Below are 22,243 nucleotides of genomic sequence, written 5' to 3'. Positions count from 1 at the left end.
AGGATGAAACTCGCAGTCGCCATTATCCACGGCATCGGCACGCAAGCCGACTTGCGTGACGACGAAGGCCAGCACGCTTTCGCCCACAGCCTGATCGCCGGGCTGCGCCAACGCCTCGGTGCCGAAGCCAACCAGGTGGCTTTTCAGACGTTGTACTGGGCAAGCGTGCTGGATAAGCGACAACTGGCTTTTCTCGACAAGCTGCGCGACCAGCCGGTGCGCTGGCGCTGGTTACGCCGCATCGTCACGCTGTTTCTGGGTGATGCCAGCGGCTATCGCAAAGTCAGCCAGGCCTACGACACCACCTATGAAGAAGTCCATCAGTGCCTGCGCAGTGGCCTCAATGCCTTGCGCGCCAAGGTCGATGCCGATACGCCGCTGGTGGTGCTGGCGCACTCACTGGGCGGGCATATTTTCTCCAATTTCGTATGGGATCAGCAGCGCATCAATACCGCTGAAGAATGTCCATTGGATCCCTTTCTGGCCTTGGAAACCCTGAGCGGGCTGATCACCTTTGGCTGCAATATCCCCCTGTTTACCTTTGCTTACGACCCGGTCGTGCCGATCCGCTTCCCCGGCCACTGCCTGACTGACGCGGTGACCAAACAGGCACGCTGGCTAAATCTCTACGCACCTGCTGACCCGCTGGGTTATCCGCTGCGCCCATTGCCCAACTATGCCGCCGTGGTCGCTGAAGATCGCGCCATGCCAGTGGGGCCCTGGTACAAGCGCCATACCCCGTTGAGCCACTTGGGCTATTGGGATGATCGAGGCTTTCAGCGCTATATCGCTCATTATCTGCAGCAATTACTGGCCGCCTGCAAAGGCTAAGAGAAGGCCTAACCACCCTCATCCTCGCGCAGCTTCTCGGCTTACACGATTAAAACTGTGATTTATCGGACAATTCCGTGCATTTTTTCGCCGGCATGTGACTTACTGGTCAGCTTCGGTCATCAACAACTATGACTGGCAAATGTGAATTCACCGTTTGCCCTTGTGTATTTGGGATCACCTCGGAGAAACCGACCCCATGAACGCACCGCTGCGTTTTAACGAAGCCCTGCTGATTGCCGACCGCGCCTTTCAACCTTTCCAATGCGTCGCCTGGGCCCCGCAAGATGGCACTGGCAACCTCAGCCTTAGCGTGATTGACCGGACCAGCACCCGCCTGCTCGGCCGCACGCAACTGTCCAGCACCATCTACAGCGACCCAGTGCAATTTGCCGACGTGCTCAAGCAGTCCCGTGAGCAACTCAGCCAGCAAGGTTTCGCCTTGGAGCCCTGGAGCATGCCGGAGTAATCGGCTGCTGTAATAAGGGCTCTGAGCTGCCAATCGGCCCCTCTTGGCAGAGCCCTTCCCTTCCTTCTTTACCCCGTTTCAAATCCCACCCTGCGGCCCTTGCACTCATTTCATGCCTGAGCTTTGCTGCACCCATGCATTAGCGCTTATGCTCAGCAAATCAATCATTGCGAGGAGTTTGCCATGCTGCAATTGCGCCCCAACTGTGAATGCTGCGACCGAGATTTGCTGGCTGACTCCACTGATGCATTGATTTGCTCGTTCGAATGCACGTTCTGTCGGGCGTGTGCGGACAACAGGCTTAATGGCACCTGTCCTAACTGTGGGGGCGAATTGCTCCAGCGTCCTCGTCGTCCGGCCGCCAAACTGCTCAAGTACCCCGCGTCAACTGAACGAGTCAATAAAGCCTAATTCGTTTAAGGCTACTCAGGACAAAGCAGGAGACACACATGAGCGACGAGGACAACAAGCCGTTGACGCTGTGGGAGATGCTGCAAAGCGTACTAAGCGCAGCGTTCGGTGTGCAGAGCGGAAAGAACCGTAGCCGTGACTTCTCAAGGGGCAAGCCCAGCCACTTCATCATTCTCGGCGTGCTGTTTACCGCCGTCTTCGTACTGGTGATCTTCGGCATCGTCAAACTCGTGCTGCACCTGGCAGGCGTCTGACTTATTGCAGCAGCGGTTGAATGGAGAACTGGTAATCCTTGAGCTGCGGTCGGTAGACGGCACTGAACTGGCGAAAATCAAGGCCAAAACCAGGCACTTTGAGGCGCTTCTGCAAATGAGCAGCCTGTTTGGCGTCCAGTAAGCTGAAAAGCGGATCGACTCGGTCTTTGCCACCGCGCTCGGCAAAATCCAGCCCTGCATGGTAATCATGCAACATCACCATGGCCCACCCTCCGAGGGTGAAATGCCCGGCCACCAAGACGCATAGTTTGCGGTCGATACGCGCTTGCAAAACCTCGTCTGAGTTATTCAGCGCCGACAGATAAATATCCTTGCCCGGTTGCCGGCCGATTTCTTGTGCCGCTTGCATCACACCAAACGCCATTTCATCGTTAGCCGACCACACCAGCTTTGCCTCCGGGTAGCGTGGAAGGATCAGTTGCGCCTGTTCATAGGCGCGTTGACGCTTCCACTCACCTTGCAACATCTGCTGCAATTTGATCTCCGGGTGCTCACGCAAGGCACGATGCAGGCCGTCTTCACGCAAGCTTGAAGAGGGAGTGAATCGCACACCAGCAAATGCCAGCAGACTGCCGGGCTTACCCTCAAGCTTGGCGATCAAGGCCTTAGCCATCCAATAGCCTGCTTGCTCGTCGTTGGGCACCAAGCTGCCAATCCAGTTGCGGTAGCCTTCGCGTGAGGCGCCGATAAGCTGTTGCTGTTCAGGCGTAAGGGTACTGTGCAGGGAAAACAGCTTGATCGGACTGTCGGCAAACTGCCGGAGCAGCTCCGGCGCGGTGTACATCTCGTTGACGAATATCAGGTAATCCGGTGGGTTATCGCGGGTCAGTAACTCGCGGGCTTTTTCCAATAGCTGCGACGGGTTTCGCTCACCGTAAATAATCTGCAGCTGCATGCCCAGGTCATCGGCAGCAGCTTGCATAAAGTCACTGTAACCGACCCAGAAAGGCTCATTGGAAAACCCCGGATTGAGAAAGACCACCGAAGCCGGCGCCTTTCCCGCTGTGTGTGCGCTCTCGGCGATGACCGGTGTTGTCACGCCAAGTGCCCATATGCACACAGCGCTGATAACCGTTAAAACAAACCTGAACACGCAATGCCTCCTCATCGGGACGCTGAGTATATCGGCAAAGCCATAGCAATTAGCCATCTCATCGAAATGAGCGGCCTGTGCAACCAAGACGGCACACAGTGCAGTCGTTACAATCGCCTCCCTGCGTTTTCGTTGATCGGTGTTATATGTCGCCTCTGGAAATCATTGCTTCAGCCCTTGGCGTGTGGGCCGTTTGGCTGACCGTGCGGCAAAACCGCTGGTGCTGGCCGCTGGGTTTGCTGATGGTGCTGATGTACGCCTGGATCTTCTATGACGGCAAGTTGTACTCAAACATGCTGCTGCAAGGTGTGTATGCCGTCTTGCAAGGTTATGGCTGGTGGCTTTGGACGCGCGGAGGCAGCAGCCAGACCGGCGTACAGGTCAGCCGACTGAGCCAGCAAGGCATGATGATCAGCTTAGCAACAGGTGCAGCCGGTGCACTTGTGCTCGGGTATCTGATGGCCACATTCACCGATGCGGCCGCGCCCTGGCAGGATGCAGCGCTGAGTGCATTCAGCCTGGTCGCGCAGGTATGGATGGCGCAGAAACGTGTGGAGTGCTGGCCACTGTGGGTCATTCTTGATCTGCTTTTCGTCGCGCTGTTTGTACAGCAAGGCCTGTACCCGACAGCGGCACTGTATGGGCTGTTTACCCTGTTAGCGGTCAATGGTTGGTTGACGTGGCGGCGTGATCGCGCGCTGGTTAACCCATGAAGGCACAAGCATGAAGGTGCTGGTACTCACCGGGCCAGAGTCCAGCGGTAAAAGCTGGCTGTCTGAGCATATCCAGGCGAATTTTGGCGGCGTGTTGGTAGGCGAATACGTGCGGCATTTTATCGAGCGTGAGCAGCGTGACACCTGCTATGCCGACATCAACGCGATCGCCCAGGGTCAATTGGCCTGGGAAGATCAAGCCCGAGCTGAACGCCCTGAGTTGCTCATCCTCGACACACATTTGCTCAGCAACATGCTCTGGAGCCACGCGCTGTTTGGGGACTGCCCCGCCTGGATTGAACAGGCCTTACTCGAACGTGACTATCACCTGCACCTGCTGCTCAACCCTGTCGATGTGCCCTGGGTCGACGATGGCCAGCGCTGCCAGCCAGCGCTGGCTCAACGGTTGACGTTTTACCAACACTGCGAACACTGGCTGCGGCAGCATCAACAGCCACTGCAATGCATTCAAGGCAACTGGGCGCAGCGCCGAGAGCAGGCGCTGGTCACCGTGGCTGACTGGCTCAACTCAACGCAATAGCACACTGGCCCATGCCAGCAGCAAACTCAGGCAGACAACCAACGTCAGCGGTCGGCGTAGACGTGGGTACCATTGCGGTGCCAAGCCCAGTTTGACGGCCCTCAAGTCAGCGGCATACAACCCACCGAACGCTAATAAGCACAGCGGTAACGCCAAGCTGGTTGGCATACCGCCGCTGATGGCCAGCCAGCCCAGCAAAGGCGGCACCACGGATAACCCCAGCTGCATCTGCGCTTGCTCGTCAGTACTTTCCGCACGCATTGCCAGGCCCCAGTGGATCGCCCCCATAAACGCCAAGATCACAGCGGCATAATCCAACAACGCAGCCAACACCAGCTCTCGCCACCCTTCAGGTGTCACCCAGATGCCCAGTGCGCCGGTAACAAAAGGCACCAACCCGGCATAGCCCAACATCAACGCCAATTTAGGCGGCTGTGGCGCGTCAAATGGATGCATCAATTCACTCCTGTGGGTTATTTCGTCATCACCGCACTGTAAAACGATTTTCGGCCCTAGAAGAAGCCTATTTCCGGGATTTTGCTGTAATGGCTGCTTGCCATCTGCGGCTGCAGTTGGCATAAAAACAACAAACAAAAACACCACAAGGAAGTTTCCATGCGCATCCTCCGTCGGGCCCTGTATGGGCTTCTTTTATTATTAATCGCAGGGTTGCTGATCGCCCTGTACTTCATCGCCAATCCCAACCTGCCGGTTTATCAGCAGCCAAACAAGCTGCATTACCTCGATCAGTGGTCTTCTGATGAACGCCAAACCTATTACTACACCCCTCAGGGTACCCAGGTAAAAGGCCTGCGCTATGAGTGGTTCCGTGCCCTGGAGCTGCCGTTTAGCACCAGCAAGTTCGCCACCCCCGACTATCTGGCGCGCTTTGGCTTTCTCGTCGATCCCGCGCAACAACCTACGCCGCTGAATCCTGGAAACCTGCCCGTGGGCTTTGCCCGCCACGCAGATGCGGAGAGTGGTGAGCATTATTTGGATATCAGCTGTGCCGCTTGCCACACCGGTGAGTTGCGTTACCAGGGCCAAGCTGTGCGTATTGATGGTGGTGCTGCGTTGCACTCACTGGCATCCACGGTACCGACCGTGCGCGGCGGCAGCTTTGGCCAAGCGCTCGGGATGAGTATGGCGTTCACCTACTACAACCCCCTGAAATTCAATCGCTTCGCCCAGCAAGTACTGGGAGATGAGTACGCCCGTCACAAGGCGCAGCTGCGTCGCGACTTCAAGGTAGTGCTCGACCGTTTGTTGGGCACCGCATTTAATGACTGGCACCGTGGTTTGTATCCAACCGAGGAGGGCTTTGGTCGTACAGATGCTTTCGGCCGTATCGCCAATAGCGTATTTGGTGATGCCATTGAGCCAAGCAACTACCGCGTTGCCGATGCGCCAGTGAGTTACCCGCAGGTCTGGGATATCTGGAAATTCGACTGGGTACAGTGGAACGGCTCAGCCATGCAGCCCATGGCCCGCAACGTCGGCGAGGCCCTGGGAGTCGGTGCGACCCTGCGCTTGCTGAATACTGATGGTCATCCGGTGGCCGAAGCCGAACGCTATGCCTCCAGCGTGCGGTTGCGTGACCTGTTCACCCTTGAAGAAACCCTGAAAAAGCTGCGACCACCGACCTGGCCTGAAGACGTTTTTGGCAAGGTCGATCTGCCGCTGGCCAGTCGCGGCCGTGCGTTATTTGCCGAGAACTGCGCGTATTGCCATGCCCCTGATCCCAAAACACCTCAGGACAGCTTCGCACCTGCCCGCGATCCGGAATGGCGGATGCGCGTGGTCCCGACATCGATCGTCGGCACTGACCCCACTACAGCTGACAATATTGCCGACCACCGCTTCGATATCAGCAAGCTGGGCTGGACCAAGGCCGAACTGAGTAAGCTTGATGTACGCCTGTACGGCGCGAAGCTGGATGACATCGACATGCGCAGCATCTCCAGTGCCAAGGCCCTGGCCTACGTCACCGCCTATGTGGAAAACCGCGCGTATCAGGATGCCGGCATCACACAACCCGAACGCGGCAATATGGATGGTTTCAACCTCCCTATCGGCGTACAGGAAAAACGTGGATACAAGGCTCGTCCGCTCGACGGAATTTGGGCCACACCGCCCTTCTTGCATAACGGCTCGGTGCCGACCCTGTTCCAGCTGTTGTCGCCGGTGTCGGAACGGCAAACCGAGTTCTGGGTAGGCAATTTCGAGTTCAACCCCAAGCAGATTGGTTACCAGAGTGAGAAATTCACCGGTGGTTTCCATTTCGATACGCAGGTCACCGGCAACAGCAATCGCGGTCATGAGTTCCGTGCGGGATGCCGTGAAGACGGGGTGATTGGCCGCGCTCTGCAACCGGAAGAACGTTGGGCGCTGATCGAGTACCTCAAGGTTTTGGGTAACCCAGCATTGGAACAACAACTACAGCCGGTGGCCGCCAAAACGTGGACGCCCGGCCCGCCTTGCCAGAACTGACCCCACCGCGCCTGTGATCGCACACTGAGAATAATTAAAAGGAATTGACTCCATGTTTAAACGATTCTGGCTCTGGCTCGGCCGCATACTGGGCAAATTACTGGTGCTCGTATTGGCTATAGGGGTAGGCGGCTGGGCCATCGGAGCCGCCTATTACGGATGGAAGTTCTCCGGCCCGGTATCTACAGAAGAGCAAATCCCGCCCGATGAAGCCGCGCTCACTCAGAGCGTTATTGAAGATGCCATCCGCGTGGTCGAACAGCACCGCGACAACACACGGGTGCTGCGCGATGCCCACGCCAAGGCGCATGGCTGCATGAAAGCCGAAGTCACCATCAGTTCCGATATCGATAGCAGCCTGCAACGCGGTGTACTCAGCGAACCAGGCAAGACCTGGCAAGCCTGGATGCGCCTCTCCAACGGCAATGCCTACCCGCAGTTCGACCGCGCCCGGGATGCCCGCGGCATGGCAATCAAGCTACTGGATGTCCCTGGTGAAAAGCTGACACAAAGCCCGCAGCATGCCAGCGAGCAGGACTTTGTGATGTTCAATCACCCAGCTTTTTTCGTGCGCGATGTGGCCGAGTACAAAAGCAATTTCGCTGCCCAGGCCGACGGTAAAAAGGTCATGGCATTCTTCCCCAGCTGGAACCCCAACACCTGGGAAATCCGCCACCTGATCATCGCCCTGAAAACACTGTCCCCTGCCCCGGAAACACCCGTGGCGACCACCTACAACTCCATCGCGCCATTCAAACTGGGTGAGCACAACATCAAGTACCGAGTTATTCCTCAACCAGCAGCCTGCCCGGAGTACCAGTTAGCTGAACAGAATCAGGATCTGCCAAATTTCCTGCGCAATGCGCTGTACCAGCAGCTGTCGCTGGACCGCGTACCCGCCTGTTTTGCCCTGCAAGTGCAGCGACAGAACGCCGAGTACTACATGCCTATCGAAGACCCCAGTGTTGAGTGGAGCGAAGCCATTTCACCGTTCGAAACCGTCGCCACCATCAAGGTGCCGGCGCAGGACTTTGATAGCCGCGAGCAGAACCTGTTCTGTGACAACCTCTCCTTCAACCCATGGCATGCACTGCCCGAACATCGTCCGATTGGCGGCATTAATCGCCTGCGCAAGGCGGTCTACGAGGCTGTCAGCATCTATAGGTTGGAGCGGAATCAACCATAAAACTGTATCCAATTCCCTGTGCTACTCGGTTAACAGCCGCTGAGCTGGTAATATTCGCGCCTTGCTAAACGCGCTGTTAGCCGCGTACCACCTGAGAGAAAGACCGTGGAATTGTTCAAAGAGTTTATGTTCGAGGCCGCGCACCGCCTGCCTCACGTCCCCGAAGGGCACAAATGCGGGCGCCTGCACGGCCACTCCTTCAAGGTCGCGGTGTATATCGAAGGTGACGTTGACCCTTATACCGGCTGGATTCGCGACTTCTCCGAGATCAAGGCGATCTTCAAGCCACTCTATGAGCAACTTGATCACAACTACCTGAATGACATTCCTGGCCTGGAAAACCCCACCAGTGAAGTGCTGGCCAAGTGGATCTGGCAGCAACTCAAGCCGCTGCTGCCAGAGCTCTCGCGTATACGTATCCACGAAACCTGCACCAGCGGCTGCGAATACCGCGGCGACTGATCGCACCTCGCCTGGCGTCTGATCGAAGCGCCAGGCAACCTCCCCCTGCCCCTCAGCATTCTCACTCGGCCGCCAATTCAATTGTGCTGAGCGCAGAACAACGGCTGCCGAAAATCCACCGGAAAATTTCATAAATTTGAAACCGGTTTGAAAACAAGCACGCGAGCTTGTTATTGCCCCGTCCCTGTTTTAGGGTGCCTGGGCACTTTACCTGGATGGGTAAAGCTTCTTATGGATAAGCGAAAAGGAATCACAACATGTTGAAGAAAATTGCTCTGGCTACCGGCCTGGTTACCCTGCTCAGCGGTTGCGCCTCTGGCCTGTCGCCAGTCAGCGTTGGCCTGATCACCGACGTTAAAGGTCCGATCACCGCCACCACCGCTTCCGGTAACAAAACCGGTACTGCTTGCGCCACCACCATCATTGGTCTGATCAACAAAGGCGACGCTTCGATTGCTGCCGCCAAGGCCAATGGCAACATCGGCACCATCGCTACCGCTGATTACCACACCAAAGGCTTCTACCCGTTCTTCGGCGAAACCTGCGTGAACGTAACCGGTAACTAAGTTGCCCGACTGCCCCCAAACCCAGTTTGGGGGCAGTACAGAAACCACGCCGTTTTAGAGGCCGTAGCCCGCCAGGGCTGACAAGAACTGCGCCTCGTCAATCACCCGAACACCCAGCTCACTGGCCTTTGCCAGCTTCGAACCGGCACCAGGCCCAGCCACCACACAACTGGTTTTTGCCGAAACCGACCCTGCTACCTTGGCGCCCAGACTTTCCAGCTTTTCCTTGGCCACATCGCGGCTCATCACTTCCAGCGTGCCGGTCAGCACCCACGTCTGTCCAGCTAGCGGCAAGCCTTCGATAACTTTTTTCTCGCAGTGCCAGTGCATGCCAAAGGCCTTTAGCTGCGCTTCGATGGCGCGCGCGCGCTCTGCATTGGCAGCAACCTCGAAAAACTCGCGCACCGCCTTCGCTTGCTTCTCAGGCAGCGTCTGGCGCATATCCAGCCAGTCAGCTGCCAGTACGGCCTCAAGGCTGCCAAACTTATCCGCCAGTTTCTGTGCACCACCGGGGCCTACGGACGGGATATTCAGTTTGTCGAGCATTCCGGCCAGGGTAGCGCTGGCACTGAACTCGGCACTAAGCTCGCCTTGCTCCTGCAATTGCAGCCCGCACTGATCATGGGCCAACAAGTCCGCGATAACCTGCTGGTTATGGCTGTCGGCAAAGAAACTGTGGATCTCATGCGCCACTTCCAGACCGATATCCGGCAGATAAGTCAGCACTTCCGGCAAGGCCTGCTGCACGCGCTCCAGAGATGCCAGCGAGCGAGCCAACACCTTAGCGGTTTCCTCGCCTACATCGGGTATGCCTAGGGCATAGATAAACCGCGCAAGGCTGGGCTGTTTACTGTCGGCGATGGCCTGCAGCAGCTTGTTGCTGGAAACCTCGGCAAAGCCTTCCAGATTGATGATCTGCTCATAGCTCAGCTTGTACAGATCGGCCGGCGAGGCGATCAGCTGCTCATCAACCAGTTGCTCAATGGTCTTGTCGCCCAGGCCTTCGATATCCATGGCGCGGCGCGAAACGAAGTGGATGATCGCCTGCTTAAGCTGCGCAGCACATGCCAAACGACCGACACAGCGGTACACCGAACCCTCGCTAAAGGTTTCCTTACCCTTGCTGCGCTTGACCAACTGGGTGCGCTCAACATGGGAGCCACACACCGGGCAACTTTCGGGAATTTGCACAGGCTTGGCATCCATTGGACGCCGCTCAGGCACTACCTGCACCACCTGCGGAATCACATCACCGGCTCGGCGGATGATTACCGTATCGCCGATCATCACCCCCAGGCGCGCCACCTCATCCATATTGTGCAGAGTGGCATTAGACACCGTAACGCCCGCCACTTTGACCGGTTTCAGGCGCGCAACCGGAGTAACCGCACCGGTACGGCCAACCTGAAACTCCACATCCAGCAACTCGGTCAGCTCTTCCATCGCCGGGAATTTGTGGGCAATCGCCCAGCGCGGCTCGCGGGCACGAAAGCCCAGTTCGCGCTGATAGGCCAGGCTGTTGACCTTGAACACCACGCCGTCGATTTCATAAGCCAATGACTCGCGTCGCTCACCAATACTGCGGTAATACGCAAGACATTCATCGGCACCTTTGGCCAGTTTCAGCTCGCGACTGATCGGCATACCCCATTGCTTCAAGGCCTCAAGGATGCCGATATGCGTTTGCGGCAGCTCGCCTTGCACCTGACCAATGCCGTAGCAGCAGAATTCCAGCGGACGGCTGGCGGTAATTTTCGAATCCAGCTGGCGCAGGCTGCCGGCCGCCGCATTACGCGGATTAGCGAAAGTCTTACCGCCCTGCTCCAGCTGTCGTGCATTCAGCGCCTCGAAACCGGCCTTGGACATAAAGACTTCGCCACGCACTTCCAGCACAGACGGCCAGCCCTCGCCCTGCAGCTTTAATGGCACATTACGAATGGTGCGCACGTTAACGCTAATGTCCTCGCCCGTGCTGCCATCGCCACGCGTAGCGCCACGCACCAGCAGGCCGTCGCGGTACAACAGGCTGACCGCCAGGCCATCAAGCTTAGGCTCACAGCTGTATTCAATCTCGGCGCCGCCACCAAACAGATCGCCTGCAGGCAGATCCAGGCCCTCACGCACCCGACGATCAAAGTCGAGCAAATCGGCCTCTTCAAAGGCGTTGCCCAGACTGAGCATTGGCACTTCGTGCTTAACCTCGCCGAACGCCGACAGCGCCAGGCTACCGACGCGCTGGGTTGGTGAGTCGGCCGTTACCAGTTGCGGGTGTTCCGCTTCCAGGGCTTTCAACTCATGGAACAGGCGGTCATATTCGGCGTCAGGAATACTCGGCTCATCGAGTACGTGATAGCGATAGTTATGCCCATCCAGTTCAGCACGCAGTTGCAGAATGCGTTGGGCGGCAATCGAGGCGTCGGTCATTGCGGTGTGCTCTCAAACGAAAAGAGCAGCCTTGGCTGCTCTTTCTATTTCATTGGTTAATTCAGCGCTTATTGGTCAGCTGCTTGCGCTCATATTCAACGATGCGCTGACGGTAATGTTCGATAGTTTGCGCGGTCATTACGCTGCGCTGGTCATCTTTCAACTCGCCATTGAGTTCATGGGCCAGTTTGCGCGCTGCGGCAACCATTACATCGAAAGCCTGTTTGGGGTGACGCGGGCCAGGCAGACCGAGGAAGAAGCTCACAGCACGGGTGCTGAAGCCCTCAATATCATCCAGGTCAAAGGTGCCAGGTTTCAGTGCGTTGGCCATGGAGAACAACACTTCACCATTACCCGCCATGCTTTCGTGACGGTGGAAGATGTCCATCTCGCCAAAGCGCAGGCCACTTTCCAGAATGTTCTGCAGCAATGCCGGCCCCATAAAGCCTTCATCGCCACGGGCGATCACGTTGATCACCAGTACTTCCTCAACCGGCGGCAATTCCTTGGTGCTTTCTTTGGCCGGGCTTGCAGGTTTACCTACCACCTCATCATCAACTGGGTTGAGCAATGTCGGTACTGGCTCATCCTGACCCAAATTCAGGTCGCCCTGTTGCGGCTCACCGCTGCGACGACGATTCAGTTCACGGGCGCTTAGCGACGGCAGGTCTTCTTCATCAAAAGCCGGCTCATGGCTGCGGTCAATTACACGCGGCGGGCTAAGCAGATCGGGATCGCTGTCATCATCAGGCAGATTGGCAAAACTGCGGTCAAGTTTGAACTTGAGTTTGCCCTTACCACCGCGCATCCGCCGCCAGCCATCAAACAGGATGCCGGCAATCACAATAATGCCGATGACAATCAGCCACTCGCGCAGACCGAATTCCATGAAATACCTTAACCCCTAATAAAAATGTGATGAAAAAGGCCTTCCTGGGCCATTTTGCTAATTCTTTTCCGCGACGCCAAGCCTATGTTATGCCAGGCCTTTCCCTGAGTTATAACGCCACGTCTAATAACAATGCGCATTAAGCTAGCACGACGAAAGATAACTTTACACCGCCCTGGCCATCATGATTCAACCAAGGCCAGCGCTTCCTCCACATCCACGGCCACCAATCGCGAACAACCGGGCTCGTGCATGGTTACGCCCATCAACTGATCAGCCATTTCCATGGCGATTTTATTGTGGGTGATATAAATAAATTGCACCGTTTCCGACATCTCTTTTACCAGCCGTGCGTAGCGCCCGACGTTGGCATCGTCCAGCGGTGCATCTACTTCATCGAGCATGCAGAACGGCGCCGGATTGAGCTTGAAGATGGCAAATACCAGGGCCAATGCCGTCAGCGCCTTTTCCCCACCAGAGAGCAAATGAATAGTGCTATTTTTCTTGCCCGGCGGACGCGCCATGATGGTTACGCCGGTATCAAGCAGATCTTCGCCGGTCAGTTCCAGATAAGCGTTGCCGCCACCAAATACTTTCGGGAATAGCGCTTGTAGGCCACCGTTAATCTGATCGAAGGTTTCCTTGAAGCGGTTGCGGGTTTCCTTGTCGATCTTGCGAATCACGTTCTCCAGGGTATCCAGCGCTTCCACCAGGTCGGCGTTCTGCGCGTCCAGATAGCGTTTACGCTCGGATTGCTGCTGGTATTCATCGATCGCCGCCAGGTTGATCGGCCCCAAGCGCTGAATACGCGCGGCCAGGCGTTCCAACTCTTCTTCCCAAGCTTTCTCGCTGGCCTCTGCGGGCAAGGTCGCCAGCACGCCATGTAGGTCGTAGTTGTCTTCCAGCAACTGATCCTGCAACGCCTTACGCCGCACGGTCAGTGATTGCCAGTCCATGCGCTGCTGTTCCAACTGGCTACGCAGCAACTGCGACTGCTGCTCAGCCTGGGTGCGGCGTTTCTCCGCATCGCGCAGTTCACGGTCGGCATCTTCCAGGGCCAGGCGCGCCAGCTTGAGTTCGTCTTCCACCGCCATGCGTTTATCGAGTTGCTCTTCGAGCTTCATCCGCAGCTCTTCCAGGGGCGCTTCGCCCTCCTCCAGATTGAGGTTGAGCTGCTCGCGCTTCTCGTGCAGACGCTCGGCCTGCAACTCCAGGCGTTCTAGGGCCTGGCGGGTGGAGTCATGCTGGGCTTTCAACGAACCCAGGCGCACTGCTAGCTGGTGGGCGTGATCTTTGTGCTGACGGGCTTCCTGACGCACGCGGTCGAGGCGTTCGCGCAGGCTGTCGCGGCGGGCCAGCAGACTTTCGCGCTGCTCGTTGTCGGTCGCCATGGCATCCAGAGCATCCTGCAGTTGCAGACGCGACTCACCCAGCTGCTCATGCTCGATTTCGCGCTGTTCGCCCAACTCCAGCAGCTCGCTGTCCAGGCGGGTACGGCGCAGTATCAGTTGTTCGACCTTAGCTTGCCCGGCAGACAACTGAGCCTTCAGCTCGCCGAGACGACGGGCAAGATCCTGGGCCTGGCGGCGCTGCTGCTCGCGCTGCTCTTCCTGAGCGCGCTGGTTTTCGCGCAAATGCAGTAACCGCTCATCCAGCAAGGCCAGCGCGGCTTCGCGCTCATCGCGTTCCAAAGTCAGCCGTTCGATCTCCTGACCACGGGCCAGTACGCCGCTTTCCGCTTCGCTGGCGCGGCGCACGCGCAGAAAATGCCGGCCGACCCAGTAGCCATCACGGCTGATCAGACTTTCGCCTTCGGCCAAGTTCAAGCGCGCGGCCAGCGCTTCATCCAGACTTTGCACCGGTTTGACCTTGCCCAGCCAGGGTGCCAGGTCGACGCTAGCTTCAACCTTGTCCAGCAGGCTGCCGGCAACCCGCGCGCCGCCCTTGCTCGGGCTGGCCAGGCGCAGATCGCCCTGGGTTAGCCCGGCAAAATCCAGGCCCTGAAAATCATCCAGCAGCACGGCCTGCAGGTCGGCACCCAGCACGGTTTCCACCGCCAGTTCCCAGCCGGCTTCAACCCGCAGGCCCTCGGCCAGACATGGGCGTTCGCTCAGCTGCTGCTCGCGCAGCCAGTCGCCAGCACCTTTACCTGGGTCCAGCGCCGCTTGCTGCAGCGCTTCCAACGATGCCAAACGGCCATTCAGACGTTGCAATTCACCTTGCGCCTGCTGCTGGGCCTGACCGCTGTGCTGCAGGTCATTACGCAGCTGCTGCAGACGCTCGGCCTGCTGCTCTTCTTCAAGCTGCAGGTCTTCCAGGCTGATTTCACCGGCGGCAATCTGCTCGCTCAATTCGATAATCGCCGCATCTTCCGGGTCGGCCGCCAGTTGCTGCAGCTCATCGGTCAGGCGGCGCTGACGCTCGGCCAGGCGCTCCAGGCTCTGCTCCAGCTGGGCGATTCGGGATTGTTGCACCTCGGCCTGACGCCGTGGCTCAGCGCTGCGCTGAATGAAGCTGTCCCACTGCTCCTGCCAGCCGTGCATGGCTGTTTCGGACTCTTCCAGCCCGGCGGCGGACTCTTCGGCCGCCGCTGCAGTCAGCTCCTGCTCAGGCTCGAGCATGGCCAGCTCTTCGCCCAGAGTTGCCAGTAGCGTACGGTCGTGACCCAGATGCGATTCGGTTTCCAGGCGGGCGCGCTCGGCTTCGTTAAGGTCATCCTGCAACTGGCGCAAACGCTGCTGGCCGTGCTGGATGCTCTGCTCAATACGCGCGATATCGCCGCCCACCGAGTAGAAACGGCCCTGCACCAAGTTGAAACGCTCGCTCAGCTCATGGTGGCCATCGCGCAGGCGTTCGATGCTCGCATCGGCATTGCGCTGTTCGGCCACCAGCGCTTCGAAGCTTACTTCCTGGTTGCTGATCACCGCCTCACGGCTACCCACCTGCTCGTTCAGCGCCTGCCAGCGCAAGGCAGTGAGCTGGGCTTTGAGCTGACGCTCCTCGGCCTTGTATTCCTGGTACTTCTCCGCGGACTGGGCCTGGCGGTGCAGGCGGTCAAGCTGACGTTCCAGCTCTTCCCGCAGGTCGGTCAGGCGCGCGAGGTTTTCATGGGTGCGGCGGATGCGGTTCTCGGTCTCGCGGCGGCGCTCCTTGTACTTGGAGATACCGGCGGCCTCCTCGATAAAGTTACGCAGGTCTTCCGGCTTGGCTTCGATCAGCTTGCTGATCATGCCCTGCTCGATGATCGAATAGCTGCGCGGGCCCAGACCAGTACCAAGGAAGATGTCAGTAATGTCGCGGCGACGGCATTTGGTGCCGTTAAGAAAATAGGTGTTCTGGCTGTCGCGGGTAACCCGGCGGCGGATCGATATTTCGTTATAGCCGGCGTATTCGCCCGTCAGGGTGCCGTCGGAGTTGTCGAAGATCAGCTCGATGGAGGCTTGGGTCACCGGCTTGCGGGTATTCGAGCCGTTGAAGATGACGTCGGTCATCGACTCGCCACGCAGGTTCTTCGCCGAGCTTTCGCCCATCACCCAGCGCACGGCGTCGATGATGTTCGACTTACCGCAACCGTTTGGCCCGACCACTGCCGCCATATTACTGGGGAAGGTCACCGTGGTCGGGTCAACAAATGACTTGAAACCGGCCAGTTTGATGCACTTGAGCCGCATAGACAGCCTTCCTTAAGCGTCGGCCAGTGCGGCCAGCACCAGCTGGCAATTGTGCTCACCGTAACCCAGCAATACCTCGCGGATGGCCTGGTGGTCACGGGCGATGATCGCCTGCAGCAAGGCGGCAAAGGTATTGAGGAACTGGCCCATTTCACCTTTGCGCCGCTCCAGCGCCAGGTGATAGGTGCGGCTGATGGCCGGCAGCAGGTTCTCCACGGTTTCCTGCAGGTAGGGATTATTGGAGAACGGGAAGGCAGCACGCATGATGTCAAAGCTGCTTTCGACAAAAACGTTGATATCTTCGCGCTGCAGGCTGTTCTGCAGACGTTGCTGAATCACCAGGAACGGCCCGAGATCCGCCTCGACCTGCCAGCTATCCGCAACCGCCTTGCCCAGCAGGATGTACAGCTCCATGACCAGGGCATACAGGCTCTTGACGTTATGCGGCGTCAGTTCAGCCACCTGCGCGCCACGGCGCGGTGGAATAACGATCAAGTGCCGGCGTTCCAGAATCAGCAGCGCTTCACGCACCGAACCCCGGCTGACATTCAGCGCCTGGGTAACTTTCTGTTCCTGAATCCGCTCACGCGCCTTCAACTCACCACGAATGATGCGTTCGGCAAGGTGATGGGCGATCTGCTCAGCGAGGCTATCCGGTGCCTTGAACGTCATGATGATCCTTAGGCTCTATCTGACCTATTGGAGGGGGCTTAAGACCGCTAAACCCGCACCAGGCTTGGCCTGAGCGGTCGAGCGCCGGCGCGAGTGTAACACAGGGTGTTACCGGGCCAAGGCCACCAGCGCCCTGCTTTCAAACCAAAAGGTGGGCTGCAAGGGGATGGGCAGTAACATGGATTGTCCTACAATCCAACCATCACCCCACTCCAACAATAATAAGTACGGAGCCACCATGTTCGAACGCCTGCCCTCCAACTGGATGCTTGTGATTAAAAGCATCGGCTACTGGTTCTGGTTGATCCCTGTATTGGGCATCCCATTGAGCTATTACTGGTCATTAAATAGCCAATACGCCAACGCCTGGCCCTGGCTGGTGGTGCTGGTGGTGTTTGGGGTGATTCCGCTGCTGGATTTCATCATTGGCCGTGACCCTGCTAACCCCGACGAAGCGGTGCAAGTACCGCAAATGGAGCAGCAAGGTTACTACCGTCTGCTCAGCCTGATCACCGTGCCGGCTTTGCTCGGCATGCTCGGCTGGTCCGGCTGGGTATTCGTCAATCATGAGGCCTGGAGCTGGGTTGGCCAGCTCGGCTGGGTTCTGTCCGTCGGCACGGTAACTGGCGCCATCGGCATTACCGTGGCCCATGAGTTTATCCATAAGGACCCGCAGCTGGAGCAGAACGCCGGCGGTTTGCTGCTGGCCGCCGTGTGCTACGGCGGCTTCAAGATCGAGCATGTGCGCGGTCATCATGTGCATGTCTCAACCCCGGAAGATGCCAGCTCTTCGCGCTACGGTCAGAGCCTGTACGCCTTCCTGCCGCACGCCTATGTGCACAACTTCCTCAATGCCTGGAAGCTTGAAGCCGAACGCCTGAAGCGCAAAAACCTGCCAGCGCTGCACTGGCGCAATGAGCTGATTGGCTGGTATGCGATCAGTGCGCTGTTTCTGCTCGGTTTCAGCCTGGCCTTCGGCTGGCTCGGCGCGCTGTTCTTTATCGCGCAGTCGGTGGTCGCCTTCACCTTGCTGGAAATCGTCAACTACGTGGAGCATTACGGCCTGCACCGTCGCAAACTGGAGAATGGCCGTTATGAACGCACCAATCCGACGCATTCATGGAACAGCAACTTCCTGCTGACCAACCTGTTTCTCTTCCATCTACAGCGCCATTCCGACCACCACGCTTACGCCAAACGCCGCTATCAGGTGCTTCGCCATTTCGACGACAGTCCGCAATTGCCCAACGGCTATGCCGGGATGATCGTCCTGGCGCTGTTTCCACCGCTGTGGCGCGCAGTGATGGACCCGCGCGTACGTGCCTACTACGCCGGTGAAGAGCACCAACTGACTGATTCGCAGCTGACCCATTCCTAAACGCAGTTACGGCAACAAGAAAACGCCAAGGGCTCACACCCTTGGCGTTTTTTATGTCCTGCACTTTTGTTTCTGCAGCGCCTTGCTTGGCATAAAAACGGCTAGCGTTTAACCGAGCTGCAGGGCTTTTCGCGCTCATAACTGAATCGCATGACAATCGCCTGACCAAAGAGTCAAATATTTGTTGACCCTAAAGTCAGAAAATTCTAGATTCGCCTCATGCCAAGCCGTGTGGAAACGCTGTGCCATTGTGCTCAGTCGTTTCAGCAGAGCCTGATACGAGAACAATAAAGTGCCTGGAGGTCGTCCTTGATCCAGTTTTTACTCAACCGGGAGCTGCGTACTGAGCATGCCCTCGACCCAAACGTCACCGTGCTCAATTACCTGCGTGAGCATCTCGGCAAATCCGGAACCAAAGAAGGCTGCGCCTCTGGCGATTGCGGTGCCTGCACCGTGGTGGTCGGTGAACTGGATGGCGAGCGCGTGCGTTATCGAACCCTCAACTCCTGCCTGACCTTCGTTTCCAACCTGCACGGCAAACAGCTGATCACGGTTGAAGACCTCAAGCACCAAGGCCAACTGCACAGCGTGCAACAGGCCATGGTCGACTGCCACGGCTCGCAGTGCGGCTTCTGCACCCCGGGTTTCGTCATGTCGCTGTTCGCCCTGCAGAAAAACAGCAGCGGCTTCGACAAGGCTGACACCATGGAAGCCCTGGCCGGCAACCTCTGCCGCTGCACCGGCTACCGTCCGATTATCGATGCCGCCGAACAGGCCTGCTGCCAGAAACAGCCAGACCAGTTCGACGCTGCCGAAGCGCAAACCGTTGCGCAACTGAAAGCCATCGCCCCGCAGGATACTGCCGAGCTCAACAGTGGCGACAAACGCTGCCTGTTGCCGCTGACGGTGGCTGACCTGGCCGATATTTACGCAGCCAACCCGGAAGCGCGTCTGCTGGCTGGCGGCACCGACCTGGCCCTGGAAGTCACCCAGTTCCACCGCGAACTGCCGGTGATGATCTACGTCGGCCATATCGAAGCGATGAAGCGCGTCGAAGTGACCGCCGAAAGCATCGAAATCGGTGCTGCAACCGCCCTTTCCGATTGCTACGCCGCTCTGGCCCAGGATTACCCGGACTTCGGCGAGCTGTTGCACCGTTTCGCCTCCCTGCAAATCCGCAACCAGGGCACCCTGGGCGGCAATATCGGCAACGCCTCGCCGATTGGCGACGCCCCGCCGCTGCTGATCGCCCTCGGCGCGCAGATCGTGCTGCGCAAAGGCAACACCAGCCGCACCCTGCCGATCGAAGACTACTTCCTCGACTACAAGGTGACTGCGCGCCAGGAAGCCGAATTTATCGAGAAAATCATCGTGCCGCGCCATCAGCCCAGCCAAGCGTTCCGCGCCTACAAGGTGTCCAAGCGCCTAGACGACGACATCTCCGCCGTGTGCGCCGCATTCAACTTGGTGGTCGAAGATGGCGTAGTGCAAAGCGCACGTATCGCCTTTGGCGGTATGGCGGCCATCCCGAAACGCGCCGCTGCCTGTGAAGCCGCCCTGCAAGGCTCGGCCTGGTATCCAGGTGTGATCGAACGCGCCTGTGCTGCACTGGCCGAGGACTTCACCCCGCTCAGCGACTTCCGCGCCAGCAAGGAATACCGCCTGCTCACTGCACAGAATCTGCTGCGTAAATTCTTCCTCGAGCTGCAAGCTCCCGAAGTCGAAACCCGGGTGACCGCTTATGTCTAACCACATCCAACACAAAACCCAGGCTGAGCTGGCAGAGCTGTTCCGTGCCGACATCACCACCGGCGTCGGCAAGAGCGTCAAACATGAAAGCGCGGACAAACACGTCTCCGGCGAAGCCATCTACGTCGACGACCGTCTGGAATTTCCGAATCAGCTGCACGTTTATGCCCGCATGAGCGACCGCGCCCACGCGCGCATCGTCAGCATCGATACCGCGCCCTGTTACGCCATTCCTGGCGTGGCCATTGCGATTACCAGCAAGGATGTACCCGGCCAGTTAGACATCGGTCCAGTAGTCGCCGGTGACCCGCTGCTGGCGGATGGCAAGGTCGAATACGTTGGCCAGGTGGTGATCGCCGTAGGCGCCGACAGCCTGGAAACCGCCCGTAAGGCGGCCATGGCCGCAATCATCGAGTACGAAGACCTTGAACCGGTGCTCGACGTGGTCGATGCACTGCGCAAGAAGCATTTCGTTCTCGACAGCCACCAGCACAAGATCGGCAATTCCGCCGCCGAATTGGCCACCGCGCCGCGTCGCCTGCAAGGCAGCCTGCATATCGGCGGCCAGGAACACTTCTACCTAGAGACTCAGATTTCCTCGGTAATGCCCACCGAAGACGGCGGCATGATCGTCTACACCTCGACGCAGAACGCCACCGAAGTGCAGAAACTGGTGGCCGAAGTGCTTGGCGTACCGATGCACAAGATTGTGATCGACATGCGCCGCATGGGCGGCGGTTTCGGCGGCAAGGAAACCCAGGCCGCAGGCCCGGCGTGCCTGTGTGCGGTGATCGCCCACCTCACTGGCCGGCCGACCAAGATGCGCCTGCCGCGCGTTGAAGACATGCAGATCACCGGCAAACGTCATCCGTTCTACGTTGAATACGACGTGGGCTTCGATGACAACGGCCTGCTGCATGGCATCGAGATTGAACTCGCCGGCAACTGCGGCTACTCGCCAGATCTGTCTGGCTCGATTGTCGACCGCGCGATGTTCCACTCGGACAACGCCTACTTCCTCGGCAACGCCACCATCAATGGCCACCGCTGCAAGACCAACACCGCGTCGAACACCGCCTACCGCGGCTTCGGCGGCCCGCAGGGCATGGTCGCCATCGAAGAGATCATGGATGCGGTCGCCCGCAGCCTGGGCAAAGACCCGCTGGAAGTACGCAAGCTCAACTACTACGGCAAGACCGAGCGCAACGTCACCCACTACCACCAGACCGTCGAGCACAACGTTATCCACGAGATGACCGCCGAACTGGAAGCCAGCAGTGACTACGCCAAGCGCCGCGAAGAAATCCGCGCGTTCAATGCCAAGAGCCCAGTGTTGAAGAAAGGCCTGGCGCTGACCCCGGTGAAATTCGGTATCAGCTTTACCGCCACTTTCCTCAACCAGGCCGGCGCGCTGATCCATATCTACACCGACGGTTCGATCCACCTGAACCATGGCGGTACCGAGATGGGCCAGGGCCTCAATACCAAGGTCGCGCAGATCGTCGCCGAAGTGCTGCAGGTGGATATCTCGCGCATCCAGATCACCGCCACCAATACCGACAAGGTGCCAAACACCTCGCCGACTGCAGCCTCCTCGGGTGCCGACCTGAACGGTAAGGCCGCACAGAATGCCGCCGAAACCCTCAAGCAGCGTCTGATTGATTTCCTGGTTCGCGAATACAAGGTCACCCCGGAAGATGTGGAGTTCCGCAACAGCCAGGTGCGCGTACGCGATCTGTTCCTGAGCTTCGAGGAAGTGATTCAGAAGGCCTACTTCGGCCAGGTATCGCTTTCCAGCACCGGGTTCTATCGCACGCCGAAGATCTACTACGACCGTGACAAGGCCGCCGGCCGCCCGTTCTACTACTTCGCCTACGGCGCCGCCTGCTCCGAGGTTATCGTCGACACCCTGACGGGCGAGTACAAGATGCTGCGCACCGACATCCTGCATGACGTCGGCGCTTCACTGAACCCGGCGCTGGACATCGGTCAGGTCGAAGGCGCATTCGTTCAAGGCATGGGTTGGCTGACCATGGAAGAGCTGGTGTGGAACGGCAAAGGCAAGCTGATGACCAATGGTCCGGCCAGCTACAAGATTCCGGCCATTGCCGACATGCCACTGGACCTGCGCGTCAACCTGGTGGAAAACCGCAAGAACCCGGAAGACACCGTGTTCCACTCCAAGGCCGTTGGTGAACCACCCTTCATGCTTGGCATCGCCGTGTGGTGTGCGATCAAGGACGCCGTGGCCAGCCTGGCGGACTACCGCGTACAGCCGCAGATCGACGCGCCGGCCACGCCTGAGCGCGTGCTCTGGGGTGTGGAGCAAATGAAGAAACTGCAGCAGACCGCCAAGTCGGCCGCCGCTGCAGAGGTAGAACCGGCGTAATGCCAAACCGCCTGGGTGGTCACCCACCCAGGCA

19 protein-coding genes are annotated in these 22,243 nt (G+C 58.4%); 13 read left to right on the top strand and 6 right to left on the bottom strand.

Annotation, left to right across the window (positions count from 1 at the left end):
* Positions 1 to 3: 3 nt before the first annotated feature.
* The 4 genes from HBN63_RS14585 to HBN63_RS14570 all read left to right on the top strand — a co-directional run bounded on the left by HBN63_RS14585 (position 4) and on the right by HBN63_RS14570 (position 1,965).
* Positions 4 to 831: a hypothetical protein gene (locus tag HBN63_RS14585; protein ID WP_170049932.1), complete on the top strand. Its 828-nt coding sequence runs from the start codon at positions 4 to 6 to the stop codon at positions 829 to 831.
* Positions 832 to 1,030: 199 nt separating this feature from the next.
* Positions 1,031 to 1,300: a hypothetical protein gene (locus HBN63_RS14580; RefSeq protein ID WP_090253619.1), complete on the top strand. Its 270-nt coding sequence runs from the start codon at positions 1,031 to 1,033 to the stop codon at positions 1,298 to 1,300.
* A 183-nt stretch (positions 1,301 to 1,483) separates the two neighbouring features.
* The gene (locus HBN63_RS14575; RefSeq protein WP_090253617.1) at positions 1,484 to 1,711 is read left to right on the top strand and encodes a DUF1272 domain-containing protein; all 228 of its coding nucleotides are present in this window, start codon (positions 1,484 to 1,486) and stop codon (positions 1,709 to 1,711) included.
* Between the two features lie 38 nt (positions 1,712 to 1,749).
* On the top strand, positions 1,750 to 1,965 hold the full coding sequence (locus HBN63_RS14570; protein WP_090253615.1) for a DUF2970 domain-containing protein: 216 nt from the start codon (positions 1,750 to 1,752) through the stop codon (positions 1,963 to 1,965).
* 1 nt (position 1,966) lies between these two features.
* On the opposite strand, the gene HBN63_RS14565 is transcribed toward HBN63_RS14570, so the two are convergent.
* Entirely contained in the window at positions 1,967 to 3,025 is a 1,059-nt protein-coding gene (locus HBN63_RS14565) for an ABC transporter substrate-binding protein (RefSeq protein WP_345940490.1), read from the bottom strand.
* 200 nt (positions 3,026 to 3,225) lie between these two features.
* Between HBN63_RS14565 and pnuC the strand changes: the two genes are divergently transcribed.
* Together pnuC and HBN63_RS14555 are read left to right on the top strand one after the other, a co-directional pair.
* Positions 3,226 to 3,792, top strand: a complete 567-nt coding sequence (pnuC, locus tag HBN63_RS14560) for a nicotinamide riboside transporter PnuC (RefSeq protein WP_160087016.1) — start codon at positions 3,226 to 3,228, stop codon at positions 3,790 to 3,792.
* 10 nt (positions 3,793 to 3,802) lie between these two features.
* Complete coding sequence (locus HBN63_RS14555) at positions 3,803 to 4,333, top strand: AAA family ATPase (RefSeq protein WP_170049930.1); 531 nt, start codon at positions 3,803 to 3,805, stop codon at positions 4,331 to 4,333.
* On the opposite strand, the gene HBN63_RS14550 is transcribed toward HBN63_RS14555, so the two are convergent.
* A complete protein-coding gene (locus tag HBN63_RS14550) occupies positions 4,322 to 4,789 on the bottom strand; it encodes a DUF3429 domain-containing protein (RefSeq protein WP_170049929.1) in 468 nt (155 codons plus the stop codon). The two genes, HBN63_RS14555 and HBN63_RS14550, sit on opposite strands and share 12 nt — an antisense overlap.
* A gap of 159 nt (positions 4,790 to 4,948) precedes the next feature.
* On the opposite strand from HBN63_RS14550, the gene HBN63_RS14545 reads away from it, so the two are divergent.
* The 4 genes from HBN63_RS14545 (at position 4,949) to HBN63_RS14530 (ending at position 9,037) form a co-directional block, all read left to right on the top strand.
* Positions 4,949 to 6,823 carry a di-heme-cytochrome C peroxidase gene (locus HBN63_RS14545; protein ID WP_170049928.1) on the top strand — a complete coding sequence of 625 codons (1,875 nt, stop codon included), beginning with the start codon at positions 4,949 to 4,951 and terminating at the stop codon, positions 6,821 to 6,823.
* A gap of 52 nt (positions 6,824 to 6,875) precedes the next feature.
* A complete protein-coding gene (locus HBN63_RS14540) occupies positions 6,876 to 8,009 on the top strand; it encodes a catalase family protein (protein ID WP_170049927.1) in 1,134 nt (377 codons plus the stop codon).
* A gap of 105 nt (positions 8,010 to 8,114) precedes the next feature.
* Positions 8,115 to 8,471, top strand: coding sequence for a 6-carboxytetrahydropterin synthase QueD (gene queD / locus HBN63_RS14535; protein ID WP_090253601.1), 357 nt, complete (start codon positions 8,115 to 8,117; stop codon positions 8,469 to 8,471).
* A 257-nt stretch (positions 8,472 to 8,728) separates the two neighbouring features.
* Positions 8,729 to 9,037 carry a TRL-like family protein gene (locus tag HBN63_RS14530; protein ID WP_170049926.1) on the top strand — a complete coding sequence of 103 codons (309 nt, stop codon included), beginning with the start codon at positions 8,729 to 8,731 and terminating at the stop codon, positions 9,035 to 9,037.
* A 54-nt stretch (positions 9,038 to 9,091) separates the two neighbouring features.
* On the opposite strand, the gene ligA is transcribed toward HBN63_RS14530, so the two are convergent.
* The 4 genes from ligA to HBN63_RS14510 form a co-directional block, all read right to left on the bottom strand.
* Positions 9,092 to 11,461 (bottom strand): NAD-dependent DNA ligase LigA, encoded by a 2,370-nt coding sequence (gene ligA / locus HBN63_RS14525; protein WP_170049925.1) that lies wholly within the window; start codon positions 11,459 to 11,461, stop codon positions 9,092 to 9,094.
* A gap of 61 nt (positions 11,462 to 11,522) precedes the next feature.
* Positions 11,523 to 12,350 (bottom strand): cell division protein ZipA, encoded by an 828-nt coding sequence (gene zipA / locus HBN63_RS14520; protein ID WP_090253595.1) that lies wholly within the window; start codon positions 12,348 to 12,350, stop codon positions 11,523 to 11,525.
* Between the two features lie 182 nt (positions 12,351 to 12,532).
* Positions 12,533 to 16,021, bottom strand: a complete 3,489-nt coding sequence (gene smc / locus HBN63_RS14515) for a chromosome segregation protein SMC (RefSeq protein WP_170049924.1) — start codon at positions 16,019 to 16,021, stop codon at positions 12,533 to 12,535.
* Between the two features lie 12 nt (positions 16,022 to 16,033).
* Positions 16,034 to 16,693, bottom strand: a complete 660-nt coding sequence (locus HBN63_RS14510; RefSeq protein WP_170049923.1) for a GntR family transcriptional regulator — start codon at positions 16,691 to 16,693, stop codon at positions 16,034 to 16,036.
* Positions 16,694 to 16,931: 238 nt separating this feature from the next.
* On the opposite strand from HBN63_RS14510, the gene HBN63_RS14505 reads away from it, so the two are divergent.
* The 3 genes from HBN63_RS14505 (at position 16,932) to xdhB (ending at position 22,209) form a co-directional block, all read left to right on the top strand.
* Positions 16,932 to 18,071, top strand: a complete 1,140-nt coding sequence (locus HBN63_RS14505; RefSeq protein WP_170049922.1) for an alkane 1-monooxygenase — start codon at positions 16,932 to 16,934, stop codon at positions 18,069 to 18,071.
* Between the two features lie 309 nt (positions 18,072 to 18,380).
* Entirely contained in the window at positions 18,381 to 19,820 is a 1,440-nt protein-coding gene (gene xdhA / locus HBN63_RS14500; protein WP_170049921.1) for a xanthine dehydrogenase small subunit, read from the top strand.
* On the top strand, positions 19,813 to 22,209 hold the full coding sequence (gene xdhB, locus HBN63_RS14495) for a xanthine dehydrogenase molybdopterin binding subunit (protein WP_170049920.1): 2,397 nt from the start codon (positions 19,813 to 19,815) through the stop codon (positions 22,207 to 22,209). The genes xdhA and xdhB overlap by 8 nt, the downstream gene beginning before the upstream one ends.
* Positions 22,210 to 22,243: the final 34 nt, after the last annotated feature.

The organism is Pseudomonas sp. WS 5011, from assembly GCF_012985775.1.
Taxonomy (GTDB): Bacteria; Pseudomonadota; Gammaproteobacteria; order Pseudomonadales; family Pseudomonadaceae; genus Aquipseudomonas; species Aquipseudomonas peli.
Note: the sequence above shows the minus strand (reverse complement) of the source record. Positions and strands in the feature narration are given on the sequence as shown.

Bases quoted from the DNA above. Each gene is read 5' to 3' on its own strand.
- HBN63_RS14585 (WP_170049932.1), top strand. From the start codon at position 4: ATGAAACTCGCAGTCGCCATTATCCACGGCATCGGCACGCAAGCCGAC.
- HBN63_RS14580 (WP_090253619.1), top strand. From the start codon at position 1,031: ATGAACGCACCGCTGCGTTTTAACGAAGCCCTGCTGATTGCCGACCGC.
- HBN63_RS14575 (WP_090253617.1), top strand. From the start codon at position 1,484: ATGCTGCAATTGCGCCCCAACTGTGAATGCTGCGACCGAGATTTGCTG.
- HBN63_RS14570 (WP_090253615.1), top strand. From the start codon at position 1,750: ATGAGCGACGAGGACAACAAGCCGTTGACGCTGTGGGAGATGCTGCAA.
- pnuC (WP_160087016.1), top strand. From the start codon at position 3,226: ATGTCGCCTCTGGAAATCATTGCTTCAGCCCTTGGCGTGTGGGCCGTT.
- HBN63_RS14555 (WP_170049930.1), top strand. From the start codon at position 3,803: ATGAAGGTGCTGGTACTCACCGGGCCAGAGTCCAGCGGTAAAAGCTGG.
- HBN63_RS14550 (WP_170049929.1), bottom strand. From the start codon at position 4,789: ATGCATCCATTTGACGCGCCACAGCCGCCTAAATTGGCGTTGATGTTG.
- HBN63_RS14545 (WP_170049928.1), top strand. From the start codon at position 4,949: ATGCGCATCCTCCGTCGGGCCCTGTATGGGCTTCTTTTATTATTAATC.
- HBN63_RS14540 (WP_170049927.1), top strand. From the start codon at position 6,876: ATGTTTAAACGATTCTGGCTCTGGCTCGGCCGCATACTGGGCAAATTA.
- HBN63_RS14530 (WP_170049926.1), top strand. From the start codon at position 8,729: ATGTTGAAGAAAATTGCTCTGGCTACCGGCCTGGTTACCCTGCTCAGC.
- ligA (WP_170049925.1), bottom strand. From the start codon at position 11,461: ATGACCGACGCCTCGATTGCCGCCCAACGCATTCTGCAACTGCGTGCT.
- zipA (WP_090253595.1), bottom strand. From the start codon at position 12,350: ATGGAATTCGGTCTGCGCGAGTGGCTGATTGTCATCGGCATTATTGTG.
- smc (WP_170049924.1), bottom strand. From the start codon at position 16,021: ATGCGGCTCAAGTGCATCAAACTGGCCGGTTTCAAGTCATTTGTTGAC.
- HBN63_RS14510 (WP_170049923.1), bottom strand. From the start codon at position 16,693: ATGACGTTCAAGGCACCGGATAGCCTCGCTGAGCAGATCGCCCATCAC.
- HBN63_RS14505 (WP_170049922.1), top strand. From the start codon at position 16,932: ATGTTCGAACGCCTGCCCTCCAACTGGATGCTTGTGATTAAAAGCATC.
- xdhB (WP_170049920.1), top strand. From the start codon at position 19,813: ATGTCTAACCACATCCAACACAAAACCCAGGCTGAGCTGGCAGAGCTG.